The 17,458-nt window shown below is 71.7% G+C and carries 16 protein-coding genes and 1 pseudogene; 6 read left to right on the top strand and 11 right to left on the bottom strand.

Going from position 1 to position 17,458, the window contains the following annotated elements; all coding sequences use genetic code 11:
• Window positions 1-26 precede the first annotated feature (26 nt).
• The 3 genes and pseudogenes from ACQP09_RS20945 to ACQP09_RS20935 form a co-directional block, all read right to left on the bottom strand.
• Window positions 27-1,243, bottom strand: a pseudogene (locus tag ACQP09_RS20945) (esterase/lipase family protein).
• A 265-nt stretch (window positions 1,244-1,508) separates the two neighbouring features.
• Window positions 1,509-1,736, bottom strand: coding sequence for a hypothetical protein (locus tag ACQP09_RS20940; protein ID WP_433401885.1), 228 nt, complete (start codon window positions 1,734-1,736; stop codon window positions 1,509-1,511).
• Window positions 1,737-1,986: 250 nt separating this feature from the next.
• A complete protein-coding gene (locus ACQP09_RS20935) occupies window positions 1,987-2,724 on the bottom strand; it encodes a metallophosphoesterase (RefSeq protein WP_433401884.1) in 738 nt (245 codons plus the stop codon).
• A 124-nt stretch (window positions 2,725-2,848) separates the two neighbouring features.
• Here ACQP09_RS20935 and ACQP09_RS20930 point away from each other — a divergent pair, with 124 nt between their 5' ends.
• On the top strand, window positions 2,849-3,430 hold the full coding sequence (locus tag ACQP09_RS20930; RefSeq protein WP_433406690.1) for a CGNR zinc finger domain-containing protein: 582 nt from the start codon (window positions 2,849-2,851) through the stop codon (window positions 3,428-3,430).
• Window positions 3,431-3,506: 76 nt separating this feature from the next.
• On the opposite strand, the gene ACQP09_RS20925 is transcribed toward ACQP09_RS20930, so the two are convergent.
• Window positions 3,507-4,376, bottom strand: a complete 870-nt coding sequence (locus tag ACQP09_RS20925) for a GNAT family N-acetyltransferase (protein ID WP_433401882.1) — start codon at window positions 4,374-4,376, stop codon at window positions 3,507-3,509.
• A gap of 14 nt (window positions 4,377-4,390) precedes the next feature.
• Window positions 4,391-5,074 carry a helix-turn-helix domain-containing protein gene (locus ACQP09_RS20920; protein ID WP_433406688.1) on the bottom strand — a complete coding sequence of 228 codons (684 nt, stop codon included), beginning with the start codon at window positions 5,072-5,074 and terminating at the stop codon, window positions 4,391-4,393.
• 565 nt (window positions 5,075-5,639) lie between these two features.
• On the opposite strand from ACQP09_RS20920, the gene ACQP09_RS20915 reads away from it, so the two are divergent.
• The 3 genes from ACQP09_RS20915 (at window position 5,640) to ACQP09_RS20905 (ending at window position 8,959) form a co-directional block, all read left to right on the top strand.
• Window positions 5,640-5,792, top strand: coding sequence for a triculamin-like lasso peptide (locus tag ACQP09_RS20915; RefSeq protein ID WP_433401881.1), 153 nt, complete (start codon window positions 5,640-5,642; stop codon window positions 5,790-5,792).
• Window positions 5,793-5,915: 123 nt separating this feature from the next.
• A complete protein-coding gene (locus ACQP09_RS20910) occupies window positions 5,916-7,085 on the top strand; it encodes an asparagine synthase-related protein (RefSeq protein WP_433401879.1) in 1,170 nt (389 codons plus the stop codon).
• Between the two features lie 107 nt (window positions 7,086-7,192).
• Entirely contained in the window at window positions 7,193-8,959 is a 1,767-nt protein-coding gene (locus ACQP09_RS20905; protein WP_433401877.1) for an ABC transporter ATP-binding protein, read from the top strand.
• Between the two features lie 74 nt (window positions 8,960-9,033).
• Here the strand turns inward: ACQP09_RS20905 and ACQP09_RS20900 are convergent, their stop codons facing one another.
• Complete coding sequence (locus ACQP09_RS20900) at window positions 9,034-10,317, bottom strand: geranylgeranyl reductase family protein (protein ID WP_403378887.1); 1,284 nt, start codon at window positions 10,315-10,317, stop codon at window positions 9,034-9,036.
• Window positions 10,318-10,414: 97 nt separating this feature from the next.
• Here ACQP09_RS20900 and ACQP09_RS20895 point away from each other — a divergent pair, with 97 nt between their 5' ends.
• Window positions 10,415-10,966: a GNAT family N-acetyltransferase gene (locus ACQP09_RS20895; protein WP_433401875.1), complete on the top strand. Its 552-nt coding sequence runs from the start codon at window positions 10,415-10,417 to the stop codon at window positions 10,964-10,966.
• A gap of 63 nt (window positions 10,967-11,029) precedes the next feature.
• On the opposite strand, the gene ACQP09_RS20890 is transcribed toward ACQP09_RS20895, so the two are convergent.
• The 5 genes from ACQP09_RS20890 to ACQP09_RS20870 are packed head-to-tail and all read right to left on the bottom strand — an operon-like array spanning window position 11,030 to window position 15,521.
• Complete coding sequence (locus ACQP09_RS20890; RefSeq protein ID WP_433401873.1) at window positions 11,030-11,722, bottom strand: demethylmenaquinone methyltransferase; 693 nt, start codon at window positions 11,720-11,722, stop codon at window positions 11,030-11,032.
• Between the two features lie 30 nt (window positions 11,723-11,752).
• Window positions 11,753-12,676 (bottom strand): TauD/TfdA dioxygenase family protein, encoded by a 924-nt coding sequence (locus tag ACQP09_RS20885; protein ID WP_433401871.1) that lies wholly within the window; start codon window positions 12,674-12,676, stop codon window positions 11,753-11,755.
• Between the two features lie 53 nt (window positions 12,677-12,729).
• Window positions 12,730-13,554: an ABC transporter ATP-binding protein gene (locus tag ACQP09_RS20880; RefSeq protein WP_433401869.1), complete on the bottom strand. Its 825-nt coding sequence runs from the start codon at window positions 13,552-13,554 to the stop codon at window positions 12,730-12,732.
• Window positions 13,538-14,590: a taurine ABC transporter substrate-binding protein gene (locus ACQP09_RS20875; protein ID WP_433401867.1), complete on the bottom strand. Its 1,053-nt coding sequence runs from the start codon at window positions 14,588-14,590 to the stop codon at window positions 13,538-13,540. Before ACQP09_RS20875 ends, ACQP09_RS20880 begins: the two co-directional genes overlap by 17 nt.
• Window positions 14,591-14,642: 52 nt before the next feature.
• Window positions 14,643-15,521 (bottom strand): ABC transporter permease, encoded by an 879-nt coding sequence (locus ACQP09_RS20870; protein ID WP_433401866.1) that lies wholly within the window; start codon window positions 15,519-15,521, stop codon window positions 14,643-14,645.
• Between the two features lie 879 nt (window positions 15,522-16,400).
• Here ACQP09_RS20870 and ACQP09_RS20865 point away from each other — a divergent pair.
• Window positions 16,401-17,456, top strand: a complete 1,056-nt coding sequence (locus ACQP09_RS20865) for a DUF3152 domain-containing protein (RefSeq protein WP_433401864.1) — start codon at window positions 16,401-16,403, stop codon at window positions 17,454-17,456.
• The last annotated feature ends 2 nt before the right edge of the window (window positions 17,457-17,458 follow it).

Genomic DNA, 17,458 nt, shown 5'->3' with positions numbered 1-17,458 from the left:
GGCCCTCAGCCGTCGTCAGGGTGCGGTCAGTCCGGCAGCCGGTCCAGCAGCCAGGTGCACAGCTCATCGGTGATGGTCGTATGCCCGGTGGTCGCGGACGAGCAGAGGAAGTCGTCCAGCTCGCTCTCGTCCGGTGCCAGTTCGTCGATGTTCATGTACAGGTCCTCGGGCCGGTCGAGGTCCCGGACCGAGACCGCGCTGACGGTCGGGACGAAGCAGACGTCCGCGTGGCACAGGTCCACCGTCGCGCCGGCCTTCTCCAGCGCGGAGGCGAGGATCTCGTACGAGCCGAGCGTGCCGCCCGGGGCGCCGTCGAGCGCCGGGAACCCGCTCGTCGTGACTGTCTTCTCGACCGCCGGGAGGAGCCGCTTCGGCTCCGCGACCACGACGTCGTGCCCCTCGGCCTGGGTCAGCAGCTTCGTACCCGGGTAGACCCGGTCGCCGGTGGAGGCCAGCGCGGTCTGGCCGGGCGGCATGTTCGGCCCCTGCCCGTCGCCCCGGCCGTTGGCCACGCCCAGCAGGCGGGGGATCCGCGGCCGGTCGCCGGCCTCGCGCAGCGCCGCCAGGAACTTCTCGCGCTCCGGAGCCACCCCGATGGAGCCGTCCTCGCTGTTGCAGTGGCGCCACAGCATCTGCCGGACGGCGGTGCTGTTCATCTGCTTCGCGAAGTCGTTGGGGACCGGGATGAAGTGCGCGAACGACTGGAGCCCGATCGGGATGACGGCGCCCCGGTGTGGGCTGTCGTAGGAGAAGTAGACCGCGGTCCGGTGGTCCAGCCGGTCGCTCTCCATCTTCGCCAGCGCGTAGCGGGTGACGATGCCGCCCATGCTGAAGCCGCCGACCATCAGACGCGTGTTGCCCAGCCGGGAGGCGATGGCGCGATGGATCGCGGCGGTCGCGGTCTGCGCGTTGTCCAGGATCGAGGCGCTGCGCTCCTCGTATCCGATCAGGACCACATCGCGGCCCCGCTCCTTCAGCCGGCTGATGAGCCGGAAGCCGGCCTCCAGCCCCGATAGAGCGCGTCCAGGTCGCTCCGGCCGAGGTTGAAGCCGTCCGCCATGAGCACCGGCCGTACGAGGCCCCGGTTGCCGCTCCCGTAGACCCGGGCGAAGCCGCCCGGCAGCACCCACTCCTCGTCGGCGGCCGGGACGGTGATCCCGCCGACCGCCGCGGCCTGGGGCGAACCCGCAAGCGTGAACGCGCCGATCGCCTGCTCCGCGCTCTCGCTCTGCTGTCCTGACACTGTGTCGCTCCTCCGCCCGCGCACAGGCCGCAGCGGCCCGACGGACACGGGCTCGGAGACTGCGGAGGAGTGCGAAGACCCGCACATCATGGCGGCGCCGTAGGCGGCCATATGCGCTTACATCCTGCCAAGTCACCCTCTCGGGTGGAAAGGCACGCCGGTACGTTTGACCTGCGGTGGGGCGGGGTTGGCCGGTCTCTTTCGGTACGTGTCCGGCTCGCCGCGCCCGGCCCTCCACGGGCCGAGGCGCCCGGTGTCGGGGGGGTCAGCGGCGGCGCTGGCGACGGTTGGTGCGCTCCGGCTCGCGCGCGGAAGTGGTGGGCGCGGGCAGCGCGTCGTACGAGGCGTCCAGCTCGTCGTCGTCCTCGTCCGGGGAGGTCAGGCCGGCGGCGAACTGCGGTTCCAGGAAGAGGCCGTGGTGCTGGAGCGGCGCGGTCTTCTCGGCGGCCGGTTCCGGGCGTGAGGACTTCCGGGGCAGGGATGCGGTGGTCATGGCTGTCTGTCCTTGGGGTCGAGCAGCGCTGTATCGGCTTGTTCCGTACCCCGCTGGCCTGCGTTCGATGTGAGCGCGCGTCATGAGGATGCGTACGCACCGCGGGTCGCCGCCGATGCGAGGGCGGGCACCAGCCGGTCCGGGACTGCCGATGACCGGGGGTGGCGCGCAAATCATCGCACACGATCACGTGGAGGGCCGAGGATTAAGCCGGGGCCCGCGCCCGGCGGCAGCCGCACCCGGGCACGGCTCAGAGCACCACGCGGAAGTGTGTGGTCAGCCGCCGGTCCTCGCCCAGGACGTGGAACGCGAGGCCCGGCGGCTGGTCGCGGTCGGCCGGCTGGTCCCCCTCCCACGGCATGCGCAGCGTCCACGTCACGGCGGGCCCGACGATGAGCGGGCGGCCGGCGAAGGTGGAGGCGGCCGCCGTGTGGGCGTGGCCGGTGAGGACGGCGACGACCTGAGGGTGGGCGTCCAGGAGGGCGGCGAGGTGCTCCGGCGCCTCCAGCCGGTGGGCGTCGGGCAGCGGGTGGTGGAGTGCGACGGGCGGCTGGTGGAAGGCGATCAGCGCGGGAACGCCGTCCGGGAGCGCGCCGAGCGTGGTGTCGATCCAGCCGAGCGTCTCGGTGTCGAGGCGGCCCTCGTCGCGGCCGGGGACGGTGGAGTCGCACATCAGGATCGCGGCTCCGGCGATGTGGTGGACCCGGTTGACGGGCGCGGTGTCCGGGGCCTCGCGGAGGAAGGCCTTGCGATAGGCGGGACGCGCGTCGTGGTTGCCGGGGCAGGTCAGTACGGGGAAGGGCGCGGCCAGGATGCGGGCCGCCTCCTCGTACTCGGCCACCGCCGCGTGGTCGGCGATGTCCCCGGTGACCAGCAGCGCGTCGACCGGGCGGGGCAGGGCCCGCAGGTACTCCATGGTGCGGGCGGCCCTGCGGGTCGCGCGTTCACTGCCGTCCAGGTGGAGATCGCTGATCTGAGCGAGCAACATGTCCGACCATCCCCGTCTAACGTTAATTTTTTGTTTTCCCATTAGGACTCTAGAGTGGGGGACGGACAGAGTTCAAGAACAGGGCGGCGAAGGAGGGACCGGACCGGTGACACAGCGGCCCGTCATGGAACTGGTGAGCTCCATCCGCCACGACGGAGACGGCGGCGTCGTCGACGACCTGAAGACGGTTCAGGGGGCGACGCGGTGGCTCCAGCAGCAGCCCGCCGGGAGCCTTGCCCCTCGGGAGCTCGTCGTGGACGAGGAGCTGCGGGAGGCGATCGTCGGCGTACGGCAGTCCGTCCGGGCCCTGTTCGCGCGCGCGGTCAGCCCCGCCCGGCCCAGCCCGGCCGACGCCCACCGCCTGATGCCCGCCGCCGAGGCCCTGGCCCACCTCAACGCGGCCGCCGCCCGTGAGCTCGTCGCCCCGCAGCTGGAGTGGCCCGCCGAAGGGCCCCCGGTGGCCCGGCTGTTGTCGGCCGAGGACGACCCGCGCGTACGGCTGGTCGCGGCGCTGGCGCGCGATGCCGTCGACTTCCTGGGCGGACCGGAGCGCGAACAGCTGCGGGCCTGCCACGCGCCGCGCTGCGTGCGGTACTTCATCAGGAGCCACGGCCGCCAGGAGTGGTGCAAGCCGTCCTGCGGCAACCGCGCCCGGGTGGCCCGCCACTACGAACGTACGCGGGGGACGGCGACGGGTGAGGGGTGAGGGGTCCGGCGGGCGGTGAGGTGGGGGCGGTTGAACGGTGGGGACGTCACCCCCGGAGAGCCGGACACCTGAGACCTCAATCCCGCCGGGTGTAGGACCACAGGTGGTCCACCTCGACGAACCCGGCCGACTCGTACAGCCGGTTGGCCGCCGTCCGGTCGCGTTCGCCGCCCGGCGGCTCGTCGTCGTCCACGTACAGGACCACCTGCGTGGCGCCGAGTCCACCGAGCGCGTCGAGGGCGGAGCCCAGCAGGGCGCGGCCGGTGCCGCGCCCCCGGGCCTCCTCGTCGACCTCGATCCACCACAGGACGCCGACCCCCTGCACCGGCCGGCCGATCACCGCCTCGGCCACGCTCCGCCCGTCCCGTACGACCTCCAGCCGCTGCGAGGCCCCCCGGTCCCGTGCGGGGCCCACCCGTACGCCCTCGGCGCGGGGCAGACCAGGGCGGGGCAGGTCGGCGCGCATATAGCGCCAGAGGCGCTCACCGGCGTAGCCGGCGCGCTCCAACGCCGCGTGGGTCACGGGGCGTCGGCCGATCGGCAGGCCTTCGAGGCCCTGGGTGAGCGCGGTGGCGAACGGGAACGCGTCGACCGACTCCGCCGACGACAGGGCCGCCGCGGCATGGGCGAGCAGGGCCTCCGCCACCACCGGGTCCTCGCGGCAGTGCAGCCACGGGATCAGCCCGGCCCCGTCCTTCGTACGCCGTGCACAGGCGACGGCCCCGACGATCGCACCGCCGGAGCCGACCGCCACCTGAACGTCCGGCGGCTCGTACGCACCCCACCAGGGGGCGTCCGCCTCGGTACACCCTCTCGACGCCTCCGCGAACAACTCGGGCGTGGCGCCAGGCTGGCCGGGGAGCCTGTCCCCGTCGAGCAGCGCCAGGACCGCCGGGAGGTCGGCGGGGGCGTAGGGGCGGAGTGTGGGGTGCGAAGGAGATGACACGGGTCCCACCATCGTCACCGCTCCCCTCCTCTGTCCAGAACGGGCCGTGTCCGGCGTTGGGAATGCGCCGATCTCCACCTCTGCTGCGGAAGCCCCCGGCCGGCCGGATCAGCCGCCACCGTCCCCCCACGCGGTGCCGCGCCCGTGTCCGACGGCTCGGCGCCGTCGGACAGCAGGTGGATCACCTGCTCGACCCGCTTCCGCAGCCGCGCGGCGTCATGGTGTTCGGCGACGATCGCCCGCAGGTCCCTGAGGTCGGCAGCGATCCGGCCCGCCAGCCGGAGAAGATCACACCGTCGCTGCCGGTCCGGGACCGTAAGCATCTCGCCGAGGAGGGCGAATTCCGTGCCGCGTCCACCGCCCCCGTCATTCAGCTTCCGCTCGCTCCCACCCTCCCCGTTCTCCGGGGCAGAGTTCTCCGGGGCAGATTCTTCCGCGCTTCTTTCCTTCTGCACCTTGAGCCAGAGATCGACCAAGATTCCGCCAGCACACAGAACCTCGTCGCTGCGCTGCGCAAATTCCTGGCTCGGCCACCTCTCGGCCTTCTCGACCTTCGAAACCGTGGACCCGCTGTGCATCACGCAAAGACCGAGTTCCGCCTGCGACATGCCGCACTGTCTTCTCAGTCGGCGCAGCTCGGCACCGAACTGGTGCCGAGCCGATACGTACGGAGTCAGCTCTCGTAATGGTCGCCCCATATCGATGTCCCCCAACCACACACATGGATCAGGCCGGCACATGCACCTGATTCACAGGACAGGTCCCGATCAAGGTAACTCAGAGGACCGCAGCCACTCTTGAGACGTGGGTCACATCCATCTCGGATGAGTAATCATCGGCCAGCACATCATGTACGCCGAGAGCAATATTCCAGCGACCCGATACGGCCCCCTGAACACGGCCCGAGACGGGTGGTGACAGATGCCCGACCGCCTCCCCCACCGCTTTACCCGCCATCGTGCAACGGTGTCGGCCACCGGAGGCCCGCGCACGGTCGGCCTGAATTCGCCGCTCACCACAGCACCCGGACCTGGCCCTGTCCGCAAACTGTCCGAATGGCCGCACCCCGGACACCATTTCCTCGTGATAAAGGGCAGCCGCCCCGCGTATCGTACAGATCTTTCGTCCAATTCCCTCTGTTGCCCCAAGCACGATCGGCGGGATCTCATGGATACCGAAGCGAGCGGCAATTACTCGTGCCGCTCCTCTTCCTGTCCAAGGGGATTACCTCTCCCCATTCTCGTCCGACCGAAGGGGAAAGCAATGTCGAAGAAGAGCAAGCCGGGCGACGGTATCCGCGGCAAGGGCGTGCGCGGCCGCTTCATCGCGGAAGTCGAGTCCACCGAGAGCACCGGCCCCATCCGCGCCACTCTCGCCAGCCTTTCCGAGACGCTGGACCGCGGCGCCCGCAAGTAGCAAGAGGAAGGTGACAGCATGCCGCCCGAGCGGATATCCCGGAGCAGGCTGGCCTTGTGGTTGACCTGGCCGGCGATCAGAGGGGAATTCGGTCCCATCCACCCTTTCGAGGGTGGGCCGCCCATGGCCGTGGAAGCCCCATGGCCCGCAGGTGACCCTCGCGTCCGCGATCTGCGGGCGGATTTCCTCGCTTCTCTGCGGCGTGCTGTCGGCGACAGCGAGGGGGTCGCGGTCGCCACCTCCGGTGGCCTCGACTCCCTCGCCGTCCTGTCCAACACCGTGCTCGAACAAGGGGATCAGCGCAGAGTCACGGCGGTCGCGATAGAGATGACCGACGACCGCGGGCAGTCCAACATCCCCTATGTCCGCCGGCTGCTCGAAGGCCTCGGCCCACGGTGCGACCTGCGGATCGTCCCTTTCTCGCAGCGGCCGGCCGGGGCTCCGGAGTGGCACCCTGAGGGCCCCCGCCTGGACGCGCTTCCCGAGGCGAACCGGCTCCTGGTCGAAGTCGCCCACGAAGCGGGGGCGACCGTGCTCCTCACCGGCGACGGGGCCGACGAACTCCTGGGCAGCGGACAGTACTTGACCTCGGCCGTCCTGCGGAGCCGCGGGCCCCGCGCCCTGGGCGCCTACTGGCGCGACCACCGGGGTGAACACCACCGTACGGCCAAGCTGGAAGCGGTCGGCCTGCTGGCCGGGCTCGTCGGCCGACGACGGCGCGCTATGACCTACCTCGCGTGCTCATGGCCGGAGTTGTGCCGCAACCCCCCGCACGACTTCCTCGCCGCGCCGTACCGCGACATCGCCGACAGCTGGACGAACAGCTGGATCCGTTCCCTGGTGGAGCTGCACGAGCAGCACCACACCTCGCTGGCCGCCATGGAGGCCTGGAGCGATCTCTACCCGCACCAGCGGCTGCGCACCGCCGGTCTGATGCGCAACGAGGACCCGTTCCTGGACCGGGAGTTCTCCGAGCGTGCGAAACGGCTGCCCCTGCACCGCCGCTACGACCCGAGCCACCCCCACGCGTACTGGCGGATGAAGTCCCAGGTGATCAGGTTGATGCCGCCCGGCACACTGGCCGTCCTGCCCACCGCCAAACAGATCTTCAGCCGGGCGATCGTCGACCGGGTCGATCCGGCCGAGCTGGAGGCCAAGACCTTGCTGGACCACGGGATACTCAGCCACAGCGCCCTTCGTGGGGGCCTGGACCCGATGGTCGCCACCCGTATCGTCGAGGTCGAGCAGTGGCTGTCCACGGCCGTCGAACGCGGGTACGACCTCGTCGACTGAGCTGCCCGTCCCCTGGCGCACACGGACACGGGGTACCGAATCGCGCGGGGCGTACGGAAACGCGCGGCCTGTGCCGCATTCCATCGGATCAGGACCGTTGCGGAGCTATGGACGAAGAACTGAAGGCCGGCCGCGTCACCTTCCGGCAGCTGTGGACGTGGACGCGGGGCAGCCGTCGCATGCTGCTCGTCGCCCTCCTCTGCGCCCTCGCCGGAGCCGGGCTCGGGCTGGCCCAGCCGCTGATCGTCAACCGGACCATCGAGGCGGCAACGGACGGCCGCTCCGTGGTCGGGCTGCTGTGCCTCCTCGCCGCCCTCTTCTCCGGGCAGGCCCTGCTCCAGGCCTGGTCCACGTACCGGCTGGACCGGGCCGGCGAGGGCATCGTCCGGCGTCTGCGGCAGGCGCTGATCGACCAGCTGCTGCGGCTGCGCATGGCGGTGTACGACCGGCAGCGGGTCGGCGACCTCATCTCCCGTACGACGACGGACACCACGCTCCTGCGCGACGTCCTGGCGACGGACGTCGCGAACGCGGTCGTGAACAGCATCGTCGTCGCCGGTGGGGTCACCATGATGGTCTGGCTGGACCCCCTGCTCGCCGCCGTGGTCATGGCGGTCACCCTGGGCTCGGGACTGGTCGTGGCCGTGGTCCTCAAGGGGATCCGCCGGGAGACGGTCGCGGCGCAGGATGCCACCGGGGCACTCGCCGCCGACCTGGAGCGCGTGCTCAGCGCCATCAGAACCGTACGCGTCAACCGCGCGGAGTCGCGGGAGTCCGCCGCCCTCGCGGAGCGGAACGGCGCGGTCCACACGCACAACGTGCGGGCCGCCCGCCTCTCCGCCGTGGTGTCGCCGGCCATCGACCTCGCCGTACAGGGTTCGCTGATCGTGGTCATCGTGGTGGGCCTGTCCCGGGTCTCCTCGGGGGCCATGACCGTGGGCGAACTGGTGGCGTTCCTGCTGTACGTGAACTACCTGGCCGCGCCGATGTCCGGCCTGTTCGACATCGCTCCGGCGCTTCAGACGGGGCTCGCGGCACTGGAGCGGACCCAGGAAGTGCTGGAGCTGCCGGTCGAGACCGAGCACGAGAGCCGTACGACGGTGGCTCCGGCGGTCCCTGTGGCCTCGGTGGCCACAGCAGCCCCCACGGCCCCAGCGGCCTCCGGCTCGGGCCTCGTGCTGCGGGATCTGCGGTTCCGCTACACCGATCGGGAGATCCTGCGAGGCACCTCGTTCCGTGTGCCGCGCAACAGCTGCACGGCGGTGGCGGGGGCGTCAGGAGCGGGCAAGAGCACCCTGTTCAGCCTTCTCGGGCGGTTCTACGAGCCGGACGGCGGCAGCATCACCTTCGACGGACGTGACGTCCACACCGGGCACTCCATCGCCGAGTGGCGGGCCCGCATCGGCCTGGTCGAACAGCACTCGCCGCTGATGTACGGCACGCTGCGGGACAACATCACCTACGCGGCACCGGACGCCGAGGAGCCGTGGCTCCGCCAGGTCGTGGAGATGGCGGGCCTGACGGCTCTGGTCAGCCGGCTGCCGTCCGGTCTGGACACCGAGGTCGGCGAGCACGGTTCGTCGTTGTCCGGCGGCGAACAACAGCGCGTGGCGATCGCCCGCGCGCTGCTGGCCCGCCCGGAGATCCTCCTGCTGGACGAGCCGACCTCGCACCTCGACGCCGCCAACGAACACCTGCTGGCGCGGACGCTGCACCGCGTCTCCGCCGAGTGCACGCTCCTGGTGATCGCCCACCGCCTGTCCACGATCCGGTCCGCGGACCAGGTGGTCGTCCTCGGTGCCGGACAGGTCCTCGCCTCCGGCAGCTACGACGACGTACGCGACCACCTGCCCCTGCACCAGGTGAACGCCTGACCGGGAGCCGGCCGAAGGTCTGAGGGCCTCAAGCCTTCAGACCCTCAGACCCTCAGACCTCAAGCCCTCAGACCTCAGGCCTTCGGCGCCACCTTCGACAGCCCGTTGATGATGCGGTCCATCGCGTCGCCGCCCTGCGGGTCGGTGAGGTTGGCCAGCATCTTGAGCGTGAACTTCATCAGCAGCGGGTGGGTCAGGCCGCGCTGCGTGGCGACCTTCATGACCTTCGGGTTGCCGATCAGCTTCACGAAGGCGCGGCCCATCGTGTAGTAGCCGCCGTAGGTCTCCTTGAGCACCTTCGGGTAGTTGTTCAGGGCCAGTTCGCGCTGGGCCGGGGTGGCGCGGGCGTGGGCCTGGACGATGACGTCGGCCGCGATCTGGCCCGACTCCATGGCGTACGCGATGCCTTCGCCGTTGAACGGGTTGACCATGCCGCCCGCGTCGCCGACGAGGAGGAGGCCCTTGGTGTAGTGCGGCTGGCGGTTGAAGGCCATCGGGAGGGCGGCGCCCCGGATCGGGATCGTCATGTTCTCCGGGGTGTAGCCCCACTCCTCGGGCATCGACGCGCACCAGGCCTTGAGCACCTCGCGCCAGTCCAGCTCCTTGAAGGCGGAGGAGGAGTTGAGGATGCCGAGGCCCACGTTGGAGGTGCCGTCGCCCATGCCGAAGATCCAGCCGTAGCCGGGCAGCAGCCGGTCCTCGGCGCCGCGGCGGTCCCACAGCTCCAGCCAGGACTCCAGGTAGTCGTCGTCGTGGCGGGGCGAGGTGAAGTACGTGCGGACGGCGACGCCCATCGGGCGGTCCTCGCGGCGGTGCAGGCCCATCGCGAGGGAGAGGCGCGTGGAGTTGCCGTCGGCGGCGACGACGAGCGGGGCGTGGAAGGTGATCGGGGTCTTCTCCTCGCCGACCTTCGCCTCGACGCCGGTGATGCGGCCGGTGCGCTCGTCGCGGATCGGGGCGCCGACGTTGCAGCGCTCGTACAGCCGGGCGCCGGCCTTCTGCGCCTGCCGGGCCAGCTGCTCGTCGAAGTCGTCGCGCTTGCGGACCAGTCCGTAGTCCGGGTAGGAGGCGAGTTCCGGCCAGTCCAGCTGGAGCCGTACGCCGCCGCCGATGATGCGCAGGCCCTTGTTGCGCAGCCAGCCGGCCTCCTCGGAGATGTCGATCCCCATGGAGACGAGCTGTTTCGTGGCGCGCGGCGTGAGGCCGTCGCCGCACACCTTCTCGCGCGGGAACGCCGTCTTTTCCAGCAGCAGGACGTCGAGTCCGGCCTTGGCGAGGTAGTACGCGGTCGTCGAGCCGGCTGGGCCCGCTCCGACGACGATGACGTCCGCGCTGTGCTCGGAGAGGGGCTCGGTCACGGTCGGATCTCCCGAAGACTCGAATTCGCGTGCCGCGCGGCACATGTCCCGTGCAGTCTATGGGGGCCTGCTGAACAACCCTCCGAAGGGCTCCCTCATGTCGATAGCACCTGTTCCGCCGCCCACCGCTCCGACTCCGTCCCCGGCTCCGGCCCCCGCCGTACGCCTGCGCGTCCCGACCGACGAGGACGCGCTGATCTGGCACCGGGTCTTCGACGACCCGGAGGTGATGGAGTTCTTCGGCGGCCGGAGAGCGGACTTCTCCGTGTACGAGGAGCTCACCGCCCGTCAGCGCCGCCACGACGCGGAGCTCGGCTACTGCCTGTGGACCGTCACCGACGAGGACGGCGCCGTGCTCGGCTTCACCGGGGCGCAGCCGTGGCCGCACGCCCACTACGGGCCGGTCGGCGCCATAGAGATCGGCTGGCGGCTGGCGCGTACGGCCTGGGGGCGCGGTTACGCCACCGCCGCCGCCCGCACCACGCTGGAGCGGCTGCGGGCGGCCGGGGTGCCGGACGTGGTCGCGATGATCGACTCCCGTAACGCCCGGTCCGTCGCGGTGGCGGAACGGCTCGGGATGCGGCTCGCGGAGACCTTCACCACCCCGCGCCCCGGGCAGGAGGCGCACTGCTACCGGCTGGAGCTCTGAGGCCCCGTACAGCTGAGACCTCGTACGGGTGAGGACCCGTACGGCTGAGGCCTCGTACGGAGGTCAGGCGCGGGTGGCCCGGTGCAGGGCCACCACGCCGCCGGTGAGGTTGCGCCACGCCACCTTCGACCAGCCCGCCTTCTGAAGGAGTGCGGCGAGGCCGGGCTGGTCGGGCCAGGCGCGGATGGACTCGGCGAGATAGACGTACGCGTCCGGGTTGGAGGAGACCGCCCGGGCCGTGGGCGGCAGCGCGCGCATCAGGTACTCGGTGTAGACCGTGCGGAACGGGGCCCAGGTCGGCTGCGAGAACTCGCAGATCACGACCCGGCCGCCCGGCTTCGTCACCCGGTACAGCTCGCGCAGCGCGGTCTCGGTGTCGTGGATGTTGCGCAGCCCGAAGGAGATCGTGACGGTGTCGAAGACCTCGTCCTTGAACGGCAGCTTCATCCCGTCACCGGCCGTGAACGGCATCCACGGGTGGCGGCGCTTGCCGACCTCCAGCATGCCGAGCGAGAAGTCGCACGGTACGACGTAGGCGCCGACCTGCGCGAAGGGCTGCGAGGAGGTCGCGGTGCCGGCCGCCAGGTCGAGGATCTTCTGCGCCGGGCGGGCGTCGACCGCCGCCGCGACCGCCTTGCGCCACTGCCGGGCCTGGCCCAGCGAGATCACGTCGTTGGTCAGGTCGTAGTTGGCCGCCACACCGTCGAACATCGAGGCGACTTCGTGCGGCTGCTTGTCCAGGGAGGCTCGGGTCACCTCTCCATTCAAGCAGCCGCGCCTCCGGGATCAGTGGGGGCGGTCCCCCGCGATCGCGACCCGCTCGGCGACCCGGCGGTGCGGGGCGTAGTCGTTGACGGCGTAGTGCTGGGTGGCCCGGTTGTCCCAGAACGCGACATCGCCCGCCCGCCAGCGGTACCGCACCTGGAACTCCGGCGCGTGCGCCTGCTGGAAGAGCAGCCGCAGCAGCCGGTCGCTCTCCTCCTGCGCGAACCCCACGATCCGGGTGGTGAAGGACGCGTTCACGAAGATCGTCCGGCGGCCGGTCACCGGATGGCGCCGCACCACCGGGTGCTCGACCGGCGGGAACCGGTCCTGGTGCGGAGCCAGCCGCTCCGGCGGGGAGAAGCGCGAGAACCCGGGGATGAAGTCGTGCACCGCCCGCGCCCCCTCGATGCGCTCCTTCACCTCCTCGGGCAGGTTGTCGTACGCGGCTGCCATGTCGGCCCACATCGTGTCCCCGCCCACCGGCGGCACCTCGCGCAGCTGGAGGACCGCGCCGAGCGCCGGGCGCTCGCGGAAGGTGACGTCGGCGTGCCAGACGTTCTCGAAGGTGGGGACCGTGGAGCGGTCGAGCCGGGCCACCTCCGGGTCGTCACCGGTCGCGAGCAGCGGGTTGGTCTCCAGCTCGCCCCAGTGCCCGGCGAAGGCGCGCTGCTGCCCCGAGGTGAGGTGCTGCTCCCGGAAGAACAGCACCTTCCACTCCAGCAGCGCCCGGTCCAGCTCTCCCCTCAGCTCGGGGCCGAGCGGCCGGGACAGGTCGACGCCGTGGATCTCCGCGCCGATGACCGGGCCGCGCGGCACCAGCTCGAAGAGCTCGTACGGCCGGTCCGTCCAGCCCTCCGGCACGCGGCGCAGCACGCGCGGGCCCTCGTAGAGGCCGTCGGCGGGAATGCGGTGGTCGCGGAGGGCGGGGGGTGTGGTGGTGGTCATGGTTCCTCCTGGAGGTGCGGTACGTCGGTACGGAGGTGCGGTACGTCGGTACGTCAGCGGGCCGCGTCGCGTACCGCCGTACCGATCTCGGCGCGCAGCGCGGCGTACTCCGGCAGCCCGCGCAGCTCGTCGGGGCCCGTGCCGGTGCGCGGCAGGCCGATCGGGATGTCCAGCGCGACCCGGCCCGGCCGGGCGCTGAGCACGACCGTGCGGGTGCCGAGGAAGACCGCCTCGTCCACGCTGTGGGTGACGAAGACGGACGTGGTCCCGGTCTCGGCGGAGACCGTGCGCAGGTCCTCCTGGAGCCGCTCCCGGGTCAGCGCGTCGAGCGCGGCGAACGGTTCGTCGAGCAGCAGCAGCCGCTTGCCGCCCGCCAGCGCGCGGGCGATGGCCACCCGCTGCTGCTGGCCGCCGGAGATCTGCCAGATGCGGCGGCCGGCGGTGTCCGCGAGGCCCACGCGCTCCAGCAAATCGGCGGTGCGCTCAGCTCGTTCGGCCCGGGGCACGCCCGCGTACTTCAGCGCCAGGCCGACGTTGTCGCCGACCGTGCGCCACGGGAAGAGGCGGGGCTGCTGGAAGACGATGCCCGCCTGGTTGCCGGGCTCGGGGCGCTCGCCGAACACCTCGACCTCGCCGGAGGAGGCCCGCTCGAAGCCCGCGATGAGGCGGAGGAGGGTGCTCTTGCCGCAGCCGGAGGGGCCGACGAGGACCAGGAACTCCCCGGCCGGGATCTCCAGGGAGACCGGCCCGAGAGCCGTCACGCTGTCCGTGCCCCGGCTGCCGCCGTAGCTGTGCTCGACGCCGCGTACGGAGACGACGGACCTGGTCGTACGTCGCTCGGGTGCGGGAGCCTGGTCCGTGTCAGGGAGAGACGGCATCGGTGAGCCCTTCCACGTGGATGGACTTCCGCAGCTTCTCCAGGTCGGGCGCCGCGTCGATCTGCTTCTGGTCGACCAGGAACTGCGCCGCGCTGTGCAGGTTGTCCGCGAGACCGCCGACCTTGCCCGGGGTTCCGAGCCACTTGGCGTCGGCCTGTTCGGCCGGCTTGAGGAAGATGCCCTGCTGGAGCTGGGCGCCGGCCTCGGCCGGGCTGATGCCGAGCTGCTTGCCGACGGCGGCGGAGGCCGCGTCGGGGTCGTCGTGGATCAGGTCGAGCGCCTGGGCCTGTGCCGTGCGCCAGGCGGGCAGTACGTCGGGGTGGGCCTTGAGGAAGCTGGTGGAGGCGACGCCGAGGTCGAGGGTCGGCTTGCCGGCGGCGGCCAGCTCACGGCTGGAGACCAGCACCTTGCCGGTCTTCTTCAGCTCCTCCAGCGTCGGCAGCCAGACGTACGTGGCGTCGATGTCGCCGCGCGTCCAGGCGGCCAGGATGTCCTGCGGCTCCAGGTCGAGCAGCTGCACCTTCGACGCGTCCACCCCGGCCTGGTCGAGCGCGGCGAGCAGGCTGTAGTGCGAGGTGGAGCTGAACGGGGTGGCGACCTTCTTGCCCTCCAGGTCCTTCACGGAGGAGACCTTGGAGCCGTTCCGGGCGACGAGCGCCTCGTTCTCCCCGGCCACGTCGAGTACCCAGGTGACCTCGTACGGGATGTTCAGCGGCTCGGAGAGACCCCGGGCGACCGGGCTGGAGCCGATGGCCGCGAGGTCCACGGAACCGGCCACGAAGGCGGTGTTGATGCTGGCGCCCGAGTCGAACTTCGTCCACTTGATGTCGTAGCCCGGCAGCGCCTTCTCCAGCCAGCCCTTCTCCTTGACGATCAGGTCGCCGCTGGGAAAGGCCTGGTAGGCGATGCGTATGGTCTTGCCGCCGTCCTTGCCCCCGTCGCCGGAACCGCCCTCACCGCAGGCCGTCACCACCAGCAGGGCTCCGAGAGCGGCGGCGATCGAGGAGAGGCGGAGCCAACCGCGTGTTCCGGCCATGTGTGTTTCCTTCGTACGGGAGGGGATGAGGGGGAAGGGAGAGCGGGTGGGCTTACGCATGGCGTCGCCACGGGGCGAGCCGGTCCGACAGCACCCGTAGCCCGGCGTCGATGAGCAGGCCGGAGACGCCGATGGCGAAGAGGCCGAGGACGACCGTGTCCGACTGGTTGTAGCGCTGGGCGTCCCGGATCAGGCCGCCGATGCCCGGCAGCCCGTTGACCGTCTCGGCGGCGACCACCGAGGAGTACGCGATGCCGCAGGCGAGGCGGACGCCGACGAGGATCTCGGGCAGCGCGGAGGGCAGCACGACCGACGTGACGACCTGCCCGCGCCTGGCCCCGATCGCCCGGGCCGCCTCGACCAGGGCGGTCGGCGCGGACGCCACGGCGGAGGCGGTGGCCACGGCGACCGGCGGCATCGCGGCGATGGCGAGCAGCCAGAGCTTGGGCGCCTCGTCGATGCCGAACCAGATGATCAGCAGGCTGAAGTAGGCAAGCGGCGGCAGGGTGCGCAGGAACGCCACGGCGGGCTCCAGCACCACCCGTACCCACGGCAGCGTCCCCATCAGCACACCGACGACGAGCCCCGCGACCACCCCCGCACCGGCCCCGATGAAGATGCGGCGCAGGCTGATGCCGAGGTGCTCGATCAGGGTGTGGCCCTGGTAGCCGCGCACGCCGTCGTGCGTACCGGAGGTCTCCAGCAGCGCACGCCACACGGCGGCCGGCGAGGGGACCAGCACCGGCGACCAGAGCTGGAGTACGATCACCAGCTGCCAGAGCGCGAGGAGCGCGGCGAGGGCGACGAGGCGGAGCCCGACGCGGCGCAGGCGCGCACCGCGCTCCGGCCGCCGGCGTCCGGCGGGCGCTGGGTCGGGGACGGGGGCGGGGGCGTCGGCGGCCCGTTTCCGTACGGAAGTGGGCGTGGTCATGGAGGGCTCCGGGGACAAGGGCAGGGCAGACCAACGGGCTTGGCGACAAGCCGGGCGCGGGTGACCGCCGGGAGGCAAGGAGAGTGGGCCCGCCGAAAGGCCGGCCGACGGGTGTGCACACAGAAAAAGAGCGAGCGCGAGAACGTCAGCGCGTCACGATGTCAACGTGTCAGGGCATCACTGAGGATGCCGCGAGCAGGGCTTCAACAGCAGGAAGCGCTGGACACACGGCAGAGATCGATGTGGAGGCACTCCACCAGAAAACGATCGACTGTCACGGCAGTTGTTCTAGCACAGGCGCTCCGCGCTCCACCAGGTTCGTACCGCGGAGTGAGACGTTCCGTCCCGCCGGTCGGGCTCGCGAAGCGGTCTCGAACCGGTCGCGAATCGGTCGCGAATCGGTCGCGAATCGGTGGTGATTCGCCTTCAACCTTTTCCGCGCGCGCGAACTCTATAAGGGGTGAGCGAGGAGAAGGAGGGCGGATGCCGGCAGGGGCGGAGGCCAGAGAGGTGGCGGGCGTCAACCTCCGCGTCACACCGCTCACACCGCTCACACCGCTCACACCGCTCGCGCCGCTCGGCGAACTCCCGCCCAGGGCCAGGGCGATGGCCGTCCCCCGGTACGCGGCGGCGGGCTCGGAGGCACGGGCTCGCGGTGGCGGGCGCCTTCGTCGCGGTGACCGCCGTGACGCTCGGGCCGGCCCTGCTGGGACCCTTGGTGCGGCAGACACCCGACACCGAACCCGCCGCCCCTCCTCCCGGCCCACGCCGGGGCCCTCGCCCACGCCGGAGCCCTTACCCACTCCGGCCCCCTCGCTCGCCCGGCCCGCGCCGGACCTCTCCCCCGACTCCCCCGACCCGACGGAGCCCGTAACCGGCATGCCGATACCCGCCTCCCCGCCCACGCCGGCCGGCCCTCACCGGCCCACGCCTCCGGCCACGCCCTGGCCCACCTCGCCCGACGCTCCTCCGGCCACGCCCGAACCGGCCCGCGACACCGAGACGTTCCGGCTGCGCGTCCTGCCGGGAGACCGGAACGGGTCGGGCGGCCCGGGGCGCGTACCGGGGAGCCGGTCCGCGAGCAGGTCGCTCTCCCGCTCCCGTGAGCGGCGAAGACGCCGGAACCGGCGCCGGACGGCGGGCCTGGCCGTGTTCCTCCTGGCGGCCGTGGCCCTGGTGGCCGTCCTCGTCGACCGGCCCTGGCGGAACGGGGGCCCGTCCGTCACCGCCGACGCGGGCACGGAGACGGGCGCCGACAACGCCGAGACCCCGATCGCCCCGCTGCCGCCGCCACCGACCGCCGCCCCGAAGCCGAAGTCCACTCCCACGCCCACCACTTCAGCCGGGCACGACCTCCCGGTCCGGCCCTCCGACGTGCCCGCCTCCGGCCCCGGCACGTTCACCGTCGCCCGTGCGGGCGTCACGAAGTCCGGCCAGGGCGAGCCCTACCGGGTCGAGGTGGAGGACGGCATCGGCGTCGACCCCGACCGGGCCGCCGAGGAGATCGCGGCAATCCTGGCCCACCCGCGCGGCTGGAGCCACGGCGGCGAGCGCTCGTTCCGCCAAGTCACGGACAGGTCGGCCGGGTTGGTGGTCAAGATAGGCACCGCTGCCACCACGGACCGGCTCTGCGGTGCGTACGGGCTGAAGACCCGCGGCGAGGTGAACTGCCGGGGCGGCGAGCAGGTGATGGTCAACCTCAAGCGCTGGCAGCTCGGTTCACCGCAGTTCGACGGGCCCGTCGCCGAGTACCGGGCCCTGATCATCAACCACGAGGTCGGCCACTGGCTGGGCCGCGGCCATGAGACCTGCCCGGGGAAGGGACGGCCCGCGCCCGCGATGATGCAGCAGATCGACGGGCTGAAGGGGTGCGTGGCCAACGCCTGGCCGTACGACGCCAAGGGGCGCTATCTGGGCGGGCCGAAGGTTCCGTAGGC

The sequence above is a fragment of the Streptomyces sp. CA-146814 genome, assembly GCF_050942385.1.
GTDB lineage: Bacteria > Actinomycetota > Actinomycetes > Streptomycetales > Streptomycetaceae > Streptomyces.
Note: the sequence above shows the minus strand (reverse complement) of the source record. Positions and strands in the feature narration are given on the sequence as shown.

Bases quoted from the DNA above. Each gene is read 5' to 3' on its own strand.
- ACQP09_RS20940 (WP_433401885.1), bottom strand. From the start codon at position 1,736: ATGACCACCGCATCCCTGCCCCGGAAGTCCTCACGCCCGGAACCGGCC.
- ACQP09_RS20935 (WP_433401884.1), bottom strand. From the start codon at position 2,724: ATGTTGCTCGCTCAGATCAGCGATCTCCACCTGGACGGCAGTGAACGC.
- ACQP09_RS20930 (WP_433406690.1), top strand. From the start codon at position 2,849: ATGGAACTGGTGAGCTCCATCCGCCACGACGGAGACGGCGGCGTCGTC.
- ACQP09_RS20920 (WP_433406688.1), bottom strand. From the start codon at position 5,074: ATGGGGCGACCATTACGAGAGCTGACTCCGTACGTATCGGCTCGGCAC.
- ACQP09_RS20915 (WP_433401881.1), top strand. From the start codon at position 5,640: ATGTCGAAGAAGAGCAAGCCGGGCGACGGTATCCGCGGCAAGGGCGTG.
- ACQP09_RS20910 (WP_433401879.1), top strand. From the start codon at position 5,916: ATGGCCGTGGAAGCCCCATGGCCCGCAGGTGACCCTCGCGTCCGCGAT.
- ACQP09_RS20905 (WP_433401877.1), top strand. From the start codon at position 7,193: ATGGACGAAGAACTGAAGGCCGGCCGCGTCACCTTCCGGCAGCTGTGG.
- ACQP09_RS20895 (WP_433401875.1), top strand. From the start codon at position 10,415: ATGTCGATAGCACCTGTTCCGCCGCCCACCGCTCCGACTCCGTCCCCG.
- ACQP09_RS20885 (WP_433401871.1), bottom strand. From the start codon at position 12,676: ATGACCACCACCACACCCCCCGCCCTCCGCGACCACCGCATTCCCGCC.
- ACQP09_RS20880 (WP_433401869.1), bottom strand. From the start codon at position 13,554: ATGCCGTCTCTCCCTGACACGGACCAGGCTCCCGCACCCGAGCGACGT.
- ACQP09_RS20875 (WP_433401867.1), bottom strand. From the start codon at position 14,590: ATGGCCGGAACACGCGGTTGGCTCCGCCTCTCCTCGATCGCCGCCGCT.
- ACQP09_RS20870 (WP_433401866.1), bottom strand. From the start codon at position 15,521: ATGACCACGCCCACTTCCGTACGGAAACGGGCCGCCGACGCCCCCGCC.
- ACQP09_RS20865 (WP_433401864.1), top strand. From the start codon at position 16,401: ATGCCGATACCCGCCTCCCCGCCCACGCCGGCCGGCCCTCACCGGCCC.